This is a genomic window from Burkholderia sp. 9777_1386 (genome assembly GCF_015712265.1).
GTDB lineage: Bacteria > Pseudomonadota > Gammaproteobacteria > Burkholderiales > Burkholderiaceae > Burkholderia > Burkholderia cenocepacia.
Genome location: NZ_JACCQB010000004.1, coordinates 168,703 through 182,951, shown reverse-complemented (window position 1 = coordinate 182,951; position 14,249 = coordinate 168,703). Strand labels below are relative to the sequence as shown.

The window sequence follows — 14,249 nt, the reverse complement described above, 5'->3', positions numbered from 1 at the left end:
TTTTCGTCCGCAGCCTCCATGCTTTCGAAACTGACCCGCTGGTTCGACGACCGCCGCCGCGACCGCGCGCTGCGCAGCCATCCGATTCCCGATTCGCTGTGGCAGGAAACCGTCGAACGCCTGCCGTTCCTCGCCGCCCTGCCGCCCGACGCGCTCGGGCGGCTGCGCGAGCTGACGAGCCTGTTCGTCTCGAAAAAATCGTTTTCGACTGCGCACGGGCTCGAGCTGACCGACGCGATGATCGTCGCGATCGCCGCGCAGGCCTGCCTGCCGGTGCTGAATCTGGACCTGTCGCTGTACGACGGCTGGGTCGGCGTCGTCGTGTACCCGGGCGAATTCGTGATCCGCAAGACCGTGCAGGACGAGGACGGCGTCGTCCACGAAGTCGAGCAGGATGCGAGCGGCGAGGCCTGGGAAGGCGGCCCGGTGATCCTGTCGTGGGAAGACGCGCAGATGACGGACGGCCGGGACGCGTACAACGTCGTGATCCACGAGTTCGCGCACAAGATCGACATGGTCAACGGCGCGGCCGACGGCTATCCGCCCCTGTTTCGCCGCTGGCATGCGCCGCACCTCGACGCGCAGGCGTGGGCCGACGTGTTCGAACATGCGTACGACCAGTTCTGCGCGCGCGTCGACGCGGTGCCGGATCGCGCATGGGCGCGCTTCGAGCGGGATTCGCTGATCGATCCCTATGCGGCCGATCACCCGTCGGAATTCTTCGCGGTATGCAGCGAGGCGCTGTTCGTGCGACCGAAAGCGTTCGAGTCCGAATTTCCGGAGCTGTACCGGCTCCTCGCGCGCTACTACCGACAGGATCCGGCCGGCACCGGCGCGCTCGACGCACCGTGAAAATTATTCGTCAACCGTCTGATTTTCTGGCATAATCGCCGTTTTTCGACCTTAGGCAAGTGGCTCGCGCCGGGCTTGACGTCAGCCGAATCGCTCCATCGGGGCGGCTCGACACGGCAAGCGGCGGGTTGGCTACCGCTATCACCAAGGAAAATCATGAAACCTGGCATTCACCCGGACTACCGCGAAGTCGTCTTCCAAGACATGTCGAACGGCTTCAAGTTCATCACGCGCTCGACGATTCAGACGCGCGAAAACATCGAACTCGACGGCAAGACCTACCCGCTCGCCAAGATCGAAGTGTCGTCGGAATCGCACTCGTTCTACACGGGTCAGCAAAAGATCATGGACACGGCAGGCCGTGTCGAGAAGTTCAAGAACAAGTTCGGCGTACGCGCCAACGGCAAGGCGAAGTAAGCTTCGCACCGTATCCGGTGGTTGCAACGTACCGGTATCGCACAAAAGGGCAGCCCAGGCTGCCCTTTTTTGTCTCTGCTCGCCCGACGACGCGCCGCCCGGCGCCCGGGCAACGACCTGACGCACAACAGCGGGCGCGACTACAATGCCGGATGCTCGAAACCGGCTCGACCGCGCGCAACCGCGCTGGCCGCCCGCCCATAACAAATCGCTCATCTGCATGAAGCCTGTCGTCCGTCTCACCGCCTCCGCCACGCGTGCGCTGCCGCGCTGGCTGCTGCTCACGCTCTGCCTCGTCTACGCGGCGTTCGGCCTGTTCGGCCGCGACCCGTGGAAAAACGAGGACGCGGCAGGCTTCGGCGTGATGTGGACGATGGCCAAGGGCGGCTGGCACGACTGGCTGCTGCCGAACCTGGTCGGCAAGTTCATCACGACCGACGGGCCGCTCGGCTACTGGCTCGGCGCGCTGTCGATCCGCGGCCTCGGCCCGTGGGTCGACGCGAGCAACGCGTCGCGCGTCGCGACCGGCGTGCTGTTCTGCGTCGCGTGCGCGTTCGTCTGGTATGCGGCCTACCTGCTCGGCCGGCGCGCCGAGGTCCAACCATTCAAGTACGCGTTCGGCGGCGAGCCCGAGCCGCGCGACTACGGCCGCACGCTCGCGGACGGTGCGCTGCTGGTGCTCGTCGCCTGCTTCGGCCTCGCGGAACGCGGGCACGAAACGACGCCGCAGCTCGCGCAGTTCGCGTGGATCGCGATGCTCGTGTACGGGATCGTGCGCGGCATCGACAAGCCGCTGCAGGGCGCCCTGTGGTGGGGCCTCGCGATCGGCCTCGTCGCGCTGTCCGGCAACCCGGTGCTGGTCGTCGCGCTGCTCGCGGGCACGGCCGCGCTGTGGCTCGTCACGCCCGAGATGCGCAACCTGCACCTGCCGCTGCTCGGCGTGCCGCTCGCGGCCGCGATCTTCGCGCTGTGGCCGCTCGCCGCCATCGTCGCGGCGCCCGACGACGCCGCGTGGTTCTTCAACCAGTGGATCCACGGCAGCCTGATGCGCTTTTCGGGCCCGCCGACGGCCGTGCTCGGCTATGCGGCGAAAAACCTGCCGCTGTTCACGTGGCCCGCGTGGCCGCTCGCGATCTGGGCGTGGTGGAGCTGGGCCGGCATGCGCCGTCGCGCGCACATCGCGATTCCGCTGTCGGTCGCCGTACCGCTCGTCGCGCTCGTGATCCTGCAAAGCCAGCAGTCGAACCGCATGTACATGCTGCTGCTGCCGCCGCTCGCGGTGCTCGCGACGTTCGCGCTGCCGACCCTCAAGCGCGGCGCGATCAACGCGATCGACTGGTTCGCGGTGCTGAGCTTCACGATCCTCGGCACCTTCGTGTGGCTCGTGTGGCTCGCGTCGCTCACCGGCTTCCCGCATCCGCTCGCGCGCAACCTCGCGCGCCTCGTGCCCGGCTACGAGCCGCATTTCAAGATCCTGTCGTTCATCTGCGCGGTGATCGTCACCGTGTGCTGGTGCTTCCTCGTGCGCTGGCGTGTGTCGCGCCAGCCGAAGGTGCTGTGGCGCAGCGTCGTGCTGTCGAGCGCGGGCACCACGTTGATGTGGGTGCTGCTGATGACGCTGTGGCTGCCGATCGTCAACTACGGCCGAACCTATCGCGATGTCGCGCAACAGATCGCCGTGCACCTGCCGTCCGACTACGAGTGCATCTCGCCGGTGCGGCTTGGCGACGCGCAGATCGCGACCTTCGCGTACTTCGGCGACATGCACTTCGATTTCTCCGGCGACTGCGACGTGATCCTGCGCCAGGACCGCGCCGACTTCGGCGAGCCGAGCGCGATGTCGCAATACGTGTGGCGTCTCGTCTGGGAAGGCCGGCGCGTCGCCGACCGCGACGAGCGCTTCCGCCTGTACGAGCGCATCGAACGGCCGAAAGCGCCCGTCAAGCGGCGTCCGCCGCGCCGCCCGACGGCCGATTGACGATGCTCGGCGACATCCGCCGGATCGTCGGTCTCGCGTGGCCGGTGCTGGTCGGCCAGCTCGCGATCATCGCGTTCGGCGTGATCGACACCGCGATGGTCGGCCGCTACTCGGCCGTCGATCTCGCCGCGCTCGGGCTCGGCTCGTCGATCTACGTATCGATCTACATCGGCCTGACGGGCATCCTGTCCGCGCTGCAGCCGATCACCGGGCAACTGTACGGCGCGCGGCGCCATGCGGAGATCGGCGAGGAAGTGCGCCAGGCGCTGTGGCTCGCGCTGCTGCTCGCGATTCCCGGCTTCCTGCTGCTGCATTTTCCCGAGCCGCTGCTGCGCGTCGCGCATGCGCCCGCCGCGCTGCACGACCGCACCGTCGACTACCTGCGCATCCTGTCGTACGGGCTGCCCGCCAGCCTCGTATTCCGCATCTACAACGCGCTGACCAACGCGGCCGGCAAGCCGCGGCTCGCGATGATCCTGCAGATCGGCGCGCTGCTGCTCAAGTTCCCGCTGAACGTGTGGTTCATCTTCGGCGGCTTCGGCGTACCGGCGCTCGGTGGCCCCGGCTGCGGGCTGGCCAGCACGCTGATCAACTGGGCGCTCGCGCTGATCGGCTACACGCTGCTCGCGAAGCTCGACGTGTTCGCGCCGCTCGCGATCTTCTCGCGCTTCTGCTGGCCCGTCTGGGAACGCCAGAAGGCGATCCTGAAGCTCGGCGTGCCGATGGGCCTGTCGTACCTGATCGAGGTCACGTCGTACACGTGCATGGCGCTGTTCATCGCGCAGTTCGGCACGACGACGCTCGCCGGCCACCAGATCGCCGGCAACATCGGCGCCGTGCTGTACATGACGCCGCTGTCGATCGGCGTGGCGGCGTCGACGCTGGTCGCGCGCGCGCTCGGCGCCGGACGCGCCGAGGAAGCCCGGCTGCTCGGCCGGCACAGCGTGATCTTCGCGTGCGGCGTGGCGGCCGCCTACGGCCTGCTCGTGTTCGCGCTGCGCCCGCTCATCATCGGCGGCTACACGCCGAACCCCGCCGTCGCCGCGGCCGCGATGCCGCTCGTCGCGATCGTCGCGTGCTATCACGTGTTCGATGCGCTGCAGGTCACGTCGGCGTTCGTGCTGCGCGCGTACAAGGTGGCGGTCGTGCCGACCGTGATCTATGCAGTCGCGCTGTGGGGCGTCGGACTCAGCGGCGGCTACGTGCTCGGCTTCGACGTCGGCGGCATCGCACCCGCATGGCTGACCGGCGCGCGCGGCTTCTGGTTCGCGAACACGGTCAGCCTGATGCTGGCGGGCGCGGGGCTCGTGCTGTACCTGCGCCGCATCGGTCGCGCGCACGCCACCGCGGCTGCGTGATGCGCTACGCGCTACGCGTCCTCCAGCACGTCGGCCGCGTGATATGACGAGCGCACGAGCGGGCCGGCGACGACTTCCCTGAAACCGAGCGCAAGCGCCTCGTCGTGCCACGCGGCGAACGCCTCCGGGCTCACGTAGCGCCGCACCGGCAAATGATGCACGGACGGCGCGAGATACTGGCCGAGCGTCAGCACGTCGACCTCGTGCGCGCGCAGGTCGCGCAGCGTGTCGCGCACCTCGTCGTCGCGCTCGCCCAACCCGAGCATCAACCCCGATTTCGTCACGAGCGTCGGCCGCGCGGCCTTCGCCTGCGCGAGCAGCTCGAGCGAGCCGCGATAGTCGGCGCCCGGCCGCGCCGCCCGGTACAGCGACGGCACCGTCTCGATGTTGTGGTTGAACACGTCGGGCCACGCCGACGACAGCGCGTCGAGCGCGCGGGCCGCGCGGCCGCGAAAGTCCGGCGTCAGCACCTCGACCCCGATGCCCGGCACGCTCGCGCGCACCGCCGCGATGCACGCGGCGAAATGCGCGGCGCCGCCGTCGCGCAGATCGTCGCGGTCGACCGACGTGATCACGACGTAGCGCAACCCGAGCGCCGCGGCCGCGTCGGCCAGCCGCGCCGGCTCGTCGGGATCGAGCGGTTCGGGACGGCCGTGCGCGACATCGCAGAACGGGCAACGCCGCGTACACAGCCCGCCCATGATCATGAAGGTCGCGGTGCGCTGCGCGAAGCATTCGCCGATGTTCGGACACATTGCCTCCTCGCAGACGGAATGCAGCCGATGCTCGCGCAGCACGGCGGCCATGTCGGCCACCGCCGCGCTCATCATCGGCCGCGCGCGCAGCCACGGCGGCTTCGGCAGTGCCGTGCCGGCCGCGGGCTCGACGCGCACCGGAATGCGCGCGAGCTTGTCGCGACTTCTGGCGCCGGGCTGGCCGAGCGCCGTGAGGCTGGGTCGTTCGAGCGCGGCGGCCATCGTCAGTCTCCGAGGAACGCGACGATCAGGCGGTTCACATCGGCGGCCGCCTCCATCTGCACCATGTGCCCGCTGCCGGCGATCACCTCGGCACGCACGCCGTCCGGCAAACCCTGCGCATGCTGCGCGGGAATCACCTCGTCGCGCTCACCCCAGATCACCAGCGTGCGCGGCGCAAGCGTCGCGAGCCGGTCGCGGAACACGCGCCGCTGTGCGGCGCCGTCGAACGCGGCATCCGCGATCTTCTCCAGCGCGGCCTGCACGCCTTCGAGCCGCTTGTACTTGACGAGATCCTCGACGAGCTGCCGCGTGACCAGCGCGTGGTCCGCGAACAGCGCGCCGAGGTGCGGCTTCAGCGTGTTGCGGCTGTTGCCGGCGACGAAGCCGTCGATGTACGCGCGATTGATGTCGGTGCCGAGCCCCGCGCTCGCGATCAGCGTGAGCGACGCGACGCATTGCGGCGCGCGCTCGGCCACCGTCATCGCGACCGCGCCGCCCATCGAATGGCCGATCAGGTGCGCGCGCTCGATGTGCTGCGCATCGAGCAGCGCGAGCACCGCGTCGGCCAGTTCGTCGAGGCTGCCGTTCTCGACCGCCTTGCCCGATTCGCCGTGGCCCGGCAGATCGAGCGCCCACACCGGCCGGTGCGCGGCGAGCTCCGCGTGATTGAACAGCCAGTTGTTCAGGTCGCCGCCGAAGCCGTGGATCAGCACGGCCGGCGTGCCCGAACCGTCGCCCAGCTTCAGGAAGCGGATCGTGCGTCCGCCGATCTGCGCCTTCTCGGGCTGCGGGCCGGCCGCCTCGTCGGACGCCGCGCTCGGCACGAAATCGCGCTGAAAGTCGGCGATCGCCGCGTCGATGTCGGCATCGCTTGCATCGGCCGCCGCGACCACACCGAGCAGCGCGCCGACCGGCAGCGTCTCGCCCTCCTGCGCGACCTGCCGGCGCAGCGTGCCGTCGAACGCGCATTCGACGCCCGACGAGATCTTGTCGGTCTCGACGTCGAGCACCTCGTCGCCCTTCGTCACGCGCTCGCCGACTGCCTTCAGCCAGCCGTTGACCTGCCCCTGCTCCATCGACAGCCCCCACTTGGGCATCGTGATCATGTGAATCGACATCGTGTCAGCTCCTCGTCTTCAGGACCGCCTGCGCAATCGCATCGGCGGACGGGATATACAGGTCTTCCAGCACGCCGGCGAACGGCGCGGGCGTATGCGGCGCGGTGACGAGCTCGATCGGCGCCTTCAGCGACCGGAACGCGCGCTGCGCGACGAGCGCGGCGATGTCGGTCGCGATCGAGCAGCGCGGATTCGCTTCGTCGACAACCACCACGCGGCCGGTACGCTCGGCGCTGTCGAGGATCGTTTCCTCGTCGAGCGGCGACGTCGTGCGCAGGTCGATCACCTCGCACTGGATGCCGTCCTTCGCGAGCTTGGCGGCCGCGTCCATCGCGAGATGCACCATCCGGCCGTACGTGACGATCGTCGCGTCGTCGCCGTCGCGCATCACGTTCGCCTCGCCGAACGGAATCGCATAGGATTCCTCCGGGACGTCGCCCTCGCGCGTGTAGAGCAGCTTGTGTTCGAGGAAGATCACGGGATCGTTGTCGCGGATCGCCTGGATCAGGAGCCCCTTCGCGTCGTACGGCGTCGACGGGCACACGACCTTCAGCCCCGGAATGTGCGTGAACAACGACGTGAGCATCTGCGAGTGCTGCGCGGCCGCGCGCAGGCCGGCGCCGTACATCGCGCGGATCACGACCGGCGTCACGGCCTTGCCGCCGAACATGTAGCGGAATTTCGCGGCCTGGTTGAAGATCTGGTCGAAGCACACACCCATGAAATCGATGAACATCAGTTCCGCGACGGGCCGCATCCCGCACGCGGCCGCGCCGACCGCCGCACCGATGTAGCCGCCCTCCGACAGCGGCGTATCGAGCACGCGGCCCGGAAACTTGTGGAACAGCCCCTTCGTCACGCCGAGCACGCCGCCCCATGCGTCGTCCTCGCCCGGCGCGCCCGCGCCGCCCGCGTTGTCCTCGCCCATCACGATCACGCTGTCGTCGCGCGCCATTTCCTGCGCGAGCGCCTCGTTGATCGCCTGCGAATAAGTGATCTTCCTTGCCATGTCTGTCTCCTGGAATGTTCGGTTCGCCGTGCCGGCTGCTGGGTCAGGCCGCGCTCACGGATACGACACGTAGACGTCGGCCAGCAGGTCGGCGGCATCCGGCAGCGGCGCCGCCTTCGCCTGCGCGACCGCGTCGTCGATCAGCGCCTTCACCTGTGCGTCTACCGCGCGCAGGTCGTCGGTCGTCAGCGCTTCGGCGCGCACGACGCGCGTTTCGAAATGCTTCAGGCAATCCTTCTCGTCGCGCAGCTTCTGCACTTCGCCCGGCGCCCGGTAGGTTTGCGCATCGCCCTCGAAGTGGCCGAAATAGCGCGTGAACTTCACCTCGACGAGCGTCGGGCCGCCGCCGTTGCGCGCACGCTCGACGGCCTCGCCGAGCGCCTCGTGCACCGCGAAGAAGTCGAAGCCGTCGACGATCACGCCCGGCATCCCGAACCCGTTCGCGCGATCGGCGATGTTGTCGGTCGCGACCGACCAGCTCGACGACGTCGCTTCCGCATAGCCGTTGTTTTCGGCGACGAAGATCGCGGGCAGCCGCCACACCGACGCGAGGTTCATCGATTCGAAGATCACGCCCTGGTTCGACGCGCCGTCGCCGAAGAAGCACACGCCGACGCCGCCCGTCTTCTTGTGCTTGGCCGCGAGCGCCGCGCCGCACACGAGCGGGCCGCCCGCGCCGACGATGCCGTTCGCGCCGAGCATCCCCATCGACAGGTCGGCGATGTGCATCGAGCCGCCCTTGCCGTGGCAGACGCCCGTCTTCTTGCCGTAGATCTCGGCCATCATCCCGTGCACGTCGACGCCCTTCGCGATGCAATGGCCGTGGCCGCGGTGCGTGGTGGCCACGTAGTCGTCGAGGCCGAGATGCAGCATCGTGCCGACGGCGGACGCCTCCTCGCCCGCATACAGGTGAACGAAGCCGGGTATCTCGCCGGTCGCGAATTCGACGTGCAGGCGCTCCTCGAATTCGCGGATCGTGCGCATCAGCCGATAGGCGTCCAGCAGCGTGTCCCTGCTGAGCTGTGTCGAAGCGGTCATGTGTGTCTCCTGGGTGGGTCTGACTGCGAATGCCGCCCCGGCCATGCCGTGGCGGCGGATTGCACGGCCTGCGGCCGTCAGTGGAACGTGAAGCCGCCGTCGACGTTCACGGCCTGGCCCGTCACGTTGTCCATCGTCGCGAAGAACAGCGCGAGCCGGCCCATGTCCTCCGGCGTCTGCGCGCGGCCCTGCGGAATCAGCGTCAACTGGTGCCGCTGCCACGACTGCTCGACCGATTCGCCGTCGGTCTTCCATTCGTCGGACAGCCGGTCCCACATGTAGGTACGGACGATGCCGGGGCAGATCGCGTTGACGGTCACGCCGTCGCGCGCGAGTTCCTTCGCCAGCGCATTGGTGAAGCCGACGACCGCGAATTTCGATGCGCTGTAATGCGCGAGATTCGGAAAGCCTTCCTTGCCCGCGATCGACGCGACGTTGATGATCCGGCCACGCCCCTGCGCCTTCAGGTGGGCAAGCGCCGCCCGGCAGCCGAGGAACGTGCCCTTCGCGTTCACGTTCATCACGAAATCCCAGTCGCGCTCGGTCAGCTCGGCGACCGGATGAATGCTGATCACGCCCGCGCAGTTCACGAGGATGTCGAGCCCGCCGAGGTCGGCGAGCGCCTGCGCGACCATCGCGTCGACCTGCGCGGCCTGCGTGACGTCGACCTTCGCGATCGCCGCGCGGCGGCCGAGCGCACGCACCTCGCGCGCGGTGGCGTCGAGCGCGTCGTCGAGCAGGTCGGCCAGCAGGATGTCGGCGCCGGCGCCGGCGAGCGTCAGCGCGATGCCGCGGCCGATGCCGCGCGCGCCGCCGGTGACGATGGCGACCTGTCCTTCGAGAGGGGCTGTCATGGCGATGTCTCCTTGTTGATCGTGATGGATGGCGAAATGCCGTTGCGTACCGCGAAGCGTCAGTCGTGCCATGCACCGGCGTCGCGCAGCAGTTGCCGCGACGACGCGTAGCGCAGCGTGCGGCCGACGTCGACCGTCAACGGTCCGCGCCAGTCGAGCGCAATCTCGTAGCGATCGCCGCGCGCGACCTCGATCTCGCGCTCGCCGTCGAACGCGAGCGTGCCGCGCTCGAACGGAATCGCGTGCCACGAACCCGGTTCGAGCCGCTCGCAACTGCGCATCACGACGCGGTCGACGCGCCCCGGCGCGATCGGCGCGACGAGCGGCGTGCCGGCCGTCTTGCCGGCTTCCGCGAAGCGCATCGCGAGCCCGTGCGGCGCGCTGCGTTCGAGCGGCGCCCATGCGCCGCCGAGCGCGGACAGGCCGATGCCGTCCGGTTCCGCGAACGTCAGGTAGAGCGAATCGATGTCGTCGGAGCCGGAAATCGCGCGTGCGCCGATGAAGCGTTGCCGCGCGGCGCACACGTCGACGAGCGCGATCTCCTCGCGCCCGGGCTGCGCGCCCGCGACGCAGCGCACGACGAGCCGCTTGTTGCGCACGAACGCGACCTCGGCCGGCACGGCGCCGGTTGCGGCAAGCCCGGCCGCGACGCCGGCGACGGTCGCCTCGCGATGTTCGGGAAACGCGTTGTTGGTGCCGGTGGACAGCGCGACGAGCGGCGTCGCGCCGCAATGCGCGGCCACCGCGCGATGGGTGCCATCGCCGCCGAGCACGACGATCAGCGACACTTCCATCCGGTGCAGATAGGCCGCGCCGGCCTGCGTGTCGGCGACGGTATCGGTGATCGGCAGGTCGACGAATTCGACCTCGGGCCAGCGCTCGTGCGGCGCGACCGCGCGATGCGTGTCGATCGCGCGCAGCAGCAGCGTCGCGATGCCCGTGCGGTCGCGCAGCGTCAGCACGCGCTCGACGCCCATCGCGCCAAGGCCGGCCAGGAGGCGCACGATCATGTTCGCCTTCTCCGCGGTCGGGAACACGGATGCATGCGTCGTGAGGCGGCGGATGTCGCGCCCCGAGGCGGGGTTCGCGATCACACCGACGGTAACGGGCGTCGTCACGGGTTTGTCTCCATCCAGTCGGCGGGGCCGGCGCATTGGCGCGCGCGCCGGCTCCACCTGTTTCGTCCGCTGCCATCGACGGGCGGCGGATCGTCGTCGCCGACACGATCGCGCCGGCTTGCCCGTGATCTCTGCAAGCGGCGTGCCATCGTGCGTGCGATAGCCGTGAAACCCGCGTGCACGCTGGCGTGGCGGGTGAGTGCGTGTTCCGGATGGGCGGCCGGGACGACGCCGCGCGCGGCGAATTCATCGGTGCGTCTCACGTCGTCGATACGTCGACGCGATCGTCGCGGCCCCCGCGCAAGCCCGGCGTTCCGCCCGCAAACCCCTGCATTTGCGCGGCGTCACGCAGGCGATGCGTGGCCGGACCAGCGCCGCACGCCACGCACGGGGCCGTCTCAACTGCGCGAGACATGGCGCGATACCGGTGAGACGACCGTCTCACGCGCGCCGCGTGCTGCGATGCAATGTGATCTGCCGGAACGGATGTGCTACAAGAACAGCGACATCCCCGCCGTCCGGAACCGGAGCCGACCATGCCCTACGCCGTCCCCCAGGCCCAGCACGCCGACCGTGTCCTCGGCGCGCTCGCCGGGCGCCTGCCCGCGCCGGCCGATTCCGCGCGCCTCGTGTCGTCGTGGCAACGATCGCTGGAGCGCTACCGTCTCGACCCCGCTTCGTCGATCGGCCCGCGCGTGCTGACCGCGGCCGAACTGCGCGAAGTGCGCGACAAGGAGGAAGCCTTCCTGCGCGCGTCGGGCCAGTGCCTGACGCGGCTGCACGACATGATCCGCGTCGCCGACTACTGCGTGATGCTGACCGACGCGCACGGCGTGACGATCGACTACCGGATCGACCGCGAACGCCGCAACGACTTCCGTCACGCGGGGCTGCACATCGGCTCGTGCTGGTCGGAAAGCGAGGAAGGAACCTGCGGCGTCGCGAGCGTGCTGACCGATCTCGCGCCGATCACCGTGCACAAGACCGATCACTTTCGCGCGGCGTTCACGACGCTCACGTGCAGCGCGGCGCCGATCTTCTCGCCGGGCGGCGAACTGATCGGCGTGCTCGACGCGTCGGCCGTGCATTCGCCCGACGGCCGCGACAGCCAGCGCCTCGTCTACCAGCTCGTGCGGCAGAGCGCGGCGTTGATCGAGGACGGCTACTTCGTGCACAGCACCGCGCAGCACTGGATATTGTTCGGGCATCCGAATCGTCACTACGTCGAGGCGCAACCGGAGTGGCTGATCGCGTTCGACGAATGCGGCAACATCGTCGCCGCGAACCGGCACGCGCGCGACGCGCTGCCGGCGCTGCGCGAGCCGCGTCATATCGACGAGATCTTCGACGCGACCGAGATGCCGCTGCGCGACGCCGCGCGGCTCGATGCGATCGTCGCGCTGCGGCTGCGCGCGACCGGCGCGCCGCTCTACGCGCGGCTGCGTGCGCCGCTACGGCGCGCCGGCCGCGAGCCCGGCGCGGCATCGCGCCGCCCGGGCAGCGCCGCGCCGCGTCACGTCGGCGCGCTGACGCCGTTCCTGCACAGCAGCGACCCGCGCATCGCGCAACAGGCCGAACTCGCGCTGCGCGTCGCGAGCAAGCGGCTGCCGATTCTCGTGCTCGGCGAGACCGGCGCCGGCAAGGAAGTATTCGCGCGCGCGATCCACGACGCCGGCGCGCGGCGCGCGCGGCCGTTCGTCGCCGTCAACTGCGGCGCGCTGCCCGAAGCGCTGATCGAGAGCGAACTGTTCGGTTACGCGGCCGGCGCATTCACCGGCGCACGCAAGCACGGCGCGCGCGGCAAGATCGCGCTCGCCGACGGCGGCACGCTGTTTCTCGATGAAATCGGCGACATGCCGCTCGCGCTGCAGACGCGCCTGTTGCGCGTGCTGGCCGACGGCGAGGTCGTGCCGCTCGGCAGCGATACGCCCGTGCGCGTCGATCTCGACGTGATCTGCGCGACGCACCGCGATCTCGCGCGGATGGTGGCCGACGGCACGTTCCGCGAGGATCTGTACTACCGGTTGAGCGGCGCGACGTTCGACCTGCCGCCGCTGCGCGAACGCGCGGACGTGCGCGACGTGATCGCCGCCGTGTTCGCCGAGGAAGCGCAGGCGACCGGCCACGTGCTCACGCTCGACGCGACGCTCGCCGAACAGCTCGCCGCCTACCCATGGCCGGGCAACGTGCGGCAACTGCGCAACGTGCTGCGCTATGCGTGCGCGGTGTGCGACGCCGCGCGCGTGACGCGGCGCGACCTGCCGGCCGACCTCGCCGCGCAACTCGGCGGCGCGCCGGCGGGCGCGCTGCCCGACGATGAACGCAGCCGCATCGTCGCCGCGCTCACCGCGCATCGCTGGCGGCCCGACGCGGCCGCCCGGGCGCTCGGCATCTCGCGCGCGACGCTGTACCGGCGCATCGCGAAGCACCGGATCGTCGCGCCGCACCGCGCGTGACGCACCGGCGCACGCGCCGTCATGCGGACTGCCCGGCCGCTTCGTTCGCGTCGTCTGCCACGCCGGCCGCTGCGTCGCGCCGCGTGAACACCTCGTGCGCGGCGAACAGCGCGTTGAGCGCAGCCGGCATCCCCGCATACACGGCCATCTGCATGAACACCTCGACGATCTCGTCGCGCGTGCAGCCGACGTTCAGCGCGGCCTCGATATGCACCTTCAGTTGCGGCTGTGCGTTGCCGAGCGCGGCCAGCGCCGCGATCGTCGCGATTTCGCGCGCCTTCAGGTCGAGCTGCGGCCGGCTGTAAATGTCGCCGAAGCTGAATTCGACCAGCAGCCGTCCGAAGTCCGGTGCGATCGGCGCAAGCGCCGCGATCACGCGCTCGCCCACTTCGCCGTCGATTTCCTTCAGCTTGTTCCAGCCGCGCGTGTAGCGATCCTCAACGAGTCGTTCCATCGTGTCCGTCCTGTTCCGGTAAAGAGTGAGAAGGATTCGCCCGTCGTTCCATTTCCCGTTCCTGCGCCTCGTAGTACGCGATCTTGTCGCCGATCGCGTCGAGGCTCGCCTGCAGTTCCGCGATATGCGCGCGCACCGCGTCGCGATGCGCGACCAGCAAGTCGCGCCGCGCGCCGAACGTCGACTCGCCCTGCTCGCGCAGCACCGCGAACGCCTGCATCTGCGCGATCGGCATGCCGGTCGCCTTCAGGCGCATCACGAAAGCCAGCCAGTCAAGGTCGGCCGGCGCATAGAGCCGGTGCCCGGCCGCAGTGCGCGAGATCGCGCGCAGCAGCCCGGCCTGCTCGTAATACCGCAACGTATGCGTCGACACGCCCGTCAGTTCGGCGACTTGCCCGATCGTCAGCGGACCGGCGGCGGAGGGTTGGGATACGGTTTTCGACATGGCAGGAACGAGGTTAGGAGTTAGAGTTCACTCTAAGTCAAGCCCTGTCTGACGGCCAGCGCGACGTTCTCCCGGGACACACCCTCGGACACCGTAAAGAATGGTCAAAATCGGCCCCCGGCACCGGTTTCGGCCTTTACAGCACCGCAAGCCTTCAGCAAGATTCGGTCAGCCT

General features: G+C 69.4%; 13 protein-coding genes. 5 read left to right on the top strand and 8 right to left on the bottom strand.

What is annotated here, in order from left to right; translation table 11 throughout:
* Positions 1-18: 18 nt before the first annotated feature.
* The 4 genes from H0X91_RS05820 to H0X91_RS05805 all read left to right on the top strand — a co-directional run bounded on the left by H0X91_RS05820 (position 19) and on the right by H0X91_RS05805 (position 4,605).
* Positions 19-852, top strand: coding sequence for a zinc-dependent peptidase (locus H0X91_RS05820; RefSeq protein WP_058901522.1), 834 nt, complete (start codon positions 19-21; stop codon positions 850-852).
* Between the two features lie 156 nt (positions 853-1,008).
* The gene (locus H0X91_RS05815) at positions 1,009-1,269 is read left to right on the top strand and encodes a type B 50S ribosomal protein L31 (protein ID WP_006485080.1); all 261 of its coding nucleotides are present in this window, start codon (positions 1,009-1,011) and stop codon (positions 1,267-1,269) included.
* 145 nt (positions 1,270-1,414) lie between these two features.
* Positions 1,415-3,247 (top strand): ArnT family glycosyltransferase, encoded by a 1,833-nt coding sequence (locus tag H0X91_RS05810; protein WP_006485070.1) that lies wholly within the window; start codon positions 1,415-1,417, stop codon positions 3,245-3,247.
* A gap of 2 nt (positions 3,248-3,249) precedes the next feature.
* Positions 3,250-4,605, top strand: a complete 1,356-nt coding sequence (locus tag H0X91_RS05805; protein WP_048985925.1) for an MATE family efflux transporter — start codon at positions 3,250-3,252, stop codon at positions 4,603-4,605.
* A gap of 11 nt (positions 4,606-4,616) precedes the next feature.
* Here the strand turns inward: H0X91_RS05805 and lipA are convergent, their stop codons facing one another.
* The 6 genes from lipA to H0X91_RS05775 all read right to left on the bottom strand — a co-directional run bounded on the left by lipA (position 4,617) and on the right by H0X91_RS05775 (position 10,719).
* Complete coding sequence (gene lipA, locus H0X91_RS05800) at positions 4,617-5,582, bottom strand: lipoyl synthase (protein WP_058901523.1); 966 nt, start codon at positions 5,580-5,582, stop codon at positions 4,617-4,619.
* Between the two features lie 2 nt (positions 5,583-5,584).
* Complete coding sequence (locus tag H0X91_RS05795) at positions 5,585-6,700, bottom strand: acetoin dehydrogenase dihydrolipoyllysine-residue acetyltransferase subunit (protein WP_006485078.1); 1,116 nt, start codon at positions 6,698-6,700, stop codon at positions 5,585-5,587.
* Positions 6,701-6,704: 4 nt separating this feature from the next.
* Positions 6,705-7,709, bottom strand: a complete 1,005-nt coding sequence (locus H0X91_RS05790) for an alpha-ketoacid dehydrogenase subunit beta (protein ID WP_006485069.1) — start codon at positions 7,707-7,709, stop codon at positions 6,705-6,707.
* A 54-nt stretch (positions 7,710-7,763) separates the two neighbouring features.
* Positions 7,764-8,747 carry a thiamine pyrophosphate-dependent dehydrogenase E1 component subunit alpha gene (locus H0X91_RS05785; RefSeq protein WP_006485077.1) on the bottom strand — a complete coding sequence of 328 codons (984 nt, stop codon included), beginning with the start codon at positions 8,745-8,747 and terminating at the stop codon, positions 7,764-7,766.
* Positions 8,748-8,824: 77 nt separating this feature from the next.
* Positions 8,825-9,601, bottom strand: coding sequence for an SDR family NAD(P)-dependent oxidoreductase (locus tag H0X91_RS05780; RefSeq protein WP_006496398.1), 777 nt, complete (start codon positions 9,599-9,601; stop codon positions 8,825-8,827).
* 59 nt (positions 9,602-9,660) lie between these two features.
* Positions 9,661-10,719 (bottom strand): ATP-NAD kinase family protein, encoded by a 1,059-nt coding sequence (locus tag H0X91_RS05775; RefSeq protein ID WP_006485073.1) that lies wholly within the window; start codon positions 10,717-10,719, stop codon positions 9,661-9,663.
* Between the two features lie 536 nt (positions 10,720-11,255).
* On the opposite strand from H0X91_RS05775, the gene H0X91_RS05770 reads away from it, so the two are divergent.
* Entirely contained in the window at positions 11,256-13,175 is a 1,920-nt protein-coding gene (locus H0X91_RS05770) for a sigma-54-dependent Fis family transcriptional regulator (RefSeq protein ID WP_048985924.1), read from the top strand.
* Between the two features lie 19 nt (positions 13,176-13,194).
* Here the strand turns inward: H0X91_RS05770 and H0X91_RS05765 are convergent, their stop codons facing one another.
* Both H0X91_RS05765 and H0X91_RS05760 read right to left on the bottom strand, forming a co-directional pair.
* Complete coding sequence (locus H0X91_RS05765) at positions 13,195-13,629, bottom strand: carboxymuconolactone decarboxylase family protein (protein WP_034201641.1); 435 nt, start codon at positions 13,627-13,629, stop codon at positions 13,195-13,197.
* Positions 13,613-14,074 (bottom strand): MerR family transcriptional regulator, encoded by a 462-nt coding sequence (locus tag H0X91_RS05760; protein ID WP_006484054.1) that lies wholly within the window; start codon positions 14,072-14,074, stop codon positions 13,613-13,615. Before H0X91_RS05760 ends, H0X91_RS05765 begins: the two co-directional genes overlap by 17 nt.
* Between the last annotated feature and the right edge of the window lie 175 nt (positions 14,075-14,249).

What these genes read in the sequence shown, in the direction of transcription:
- H0X91_RS05770 (WP_048985924.1), top strand. Translation starts at nt 11,256, where the DNA reads ATGCCCTACGCCGTCCCCCAGGCCCAGCACGCCGACCGTGTCCTCGGC.
- H0X91_RS05790 (WP_006485069.1), bottom strand. Translation starts at nt 7,709, where the DNA reads ATGGCAAGGAAGATCACTTATTCGCAGGCGATCAACGAGGCGCTCGCG.
- lipA (WP_058901523.1), bottom strand. Translation starts at nt 5,582, where the DNA reads ATGGCCGCCGCGCTCGAACGACCCAGCCTCACGGCGCTCGGCCAGCCC.
- H0X91_RS05780 (WP_006496398.1), bottom strand. Translation starts at nt 9,601, where the DNA reads ATGACAGCCCCTCTCGAAGGACAGGTCGCCATCGTCACCGGCGGCGCG.
- H0X91_RS05765 (WP_034201641.1), bottom strand. Translation starts at nt 13,629, where the DNA reads ATGGAACGACTCGTTGAGGATCGCTACACGCGCGGCTGGAACAAGCTG.
- H0X91_RS05815 (WP_006485080.1), top strand. Translation starts at nt 1,009, where the DNA reads ATGAAACCTGGCATTCACCCGGACTACCGCGAAGTCGTCTTCCAAGAC.
- H0X91_RS05820 (WP_058901522.1), top strand. Translation starts at nt 19, where the DNA reads ATGCTTTCGAAACTGACCCGCTGGTTCGACGACCGCCGCCGCGACCGC.
- H0X91_RS05810 (WP_006485070.1), top strand. Translation starts at nt 1,415, where the DNA reads ATGCCGGATGCTCGAAACCGGCTCGACCGCGCGCAACCGCGCTGGCCG.
- H0X91_RS05795 (WP_006485078.1), bottom strand. Translation starts at nt 6,700, where the DNA reads ATGTCGATTCACATGATCACGATGCCCAAGTGGGGGCTGTCGATGGAG.
- H0X91_RS05760 (WP_006484054.1), bottom strand. Translation starts at nt 14,074, where the DNA reads ATGTCGAAAACCGTATCCCAACCCTCCGCCGCCGGTCCGCTGACGATC.
- H0X91_RS05805 (WP_048985925.1), top strand. Translation starts at nt 3,250, where the DNA reads ATGCTCGGCGACATCCGCCGGATCGTCGGTCTCGCGTGGCCGGTGCTG.
- H0X91_RS05785 (WP_006485077.1), bottom strand. Translation starts at nt 8,747, where the DNA reads ATGACCGCTTCGACACAGCTCAGCAGGGACACGCTGCTGGACGCCTAT.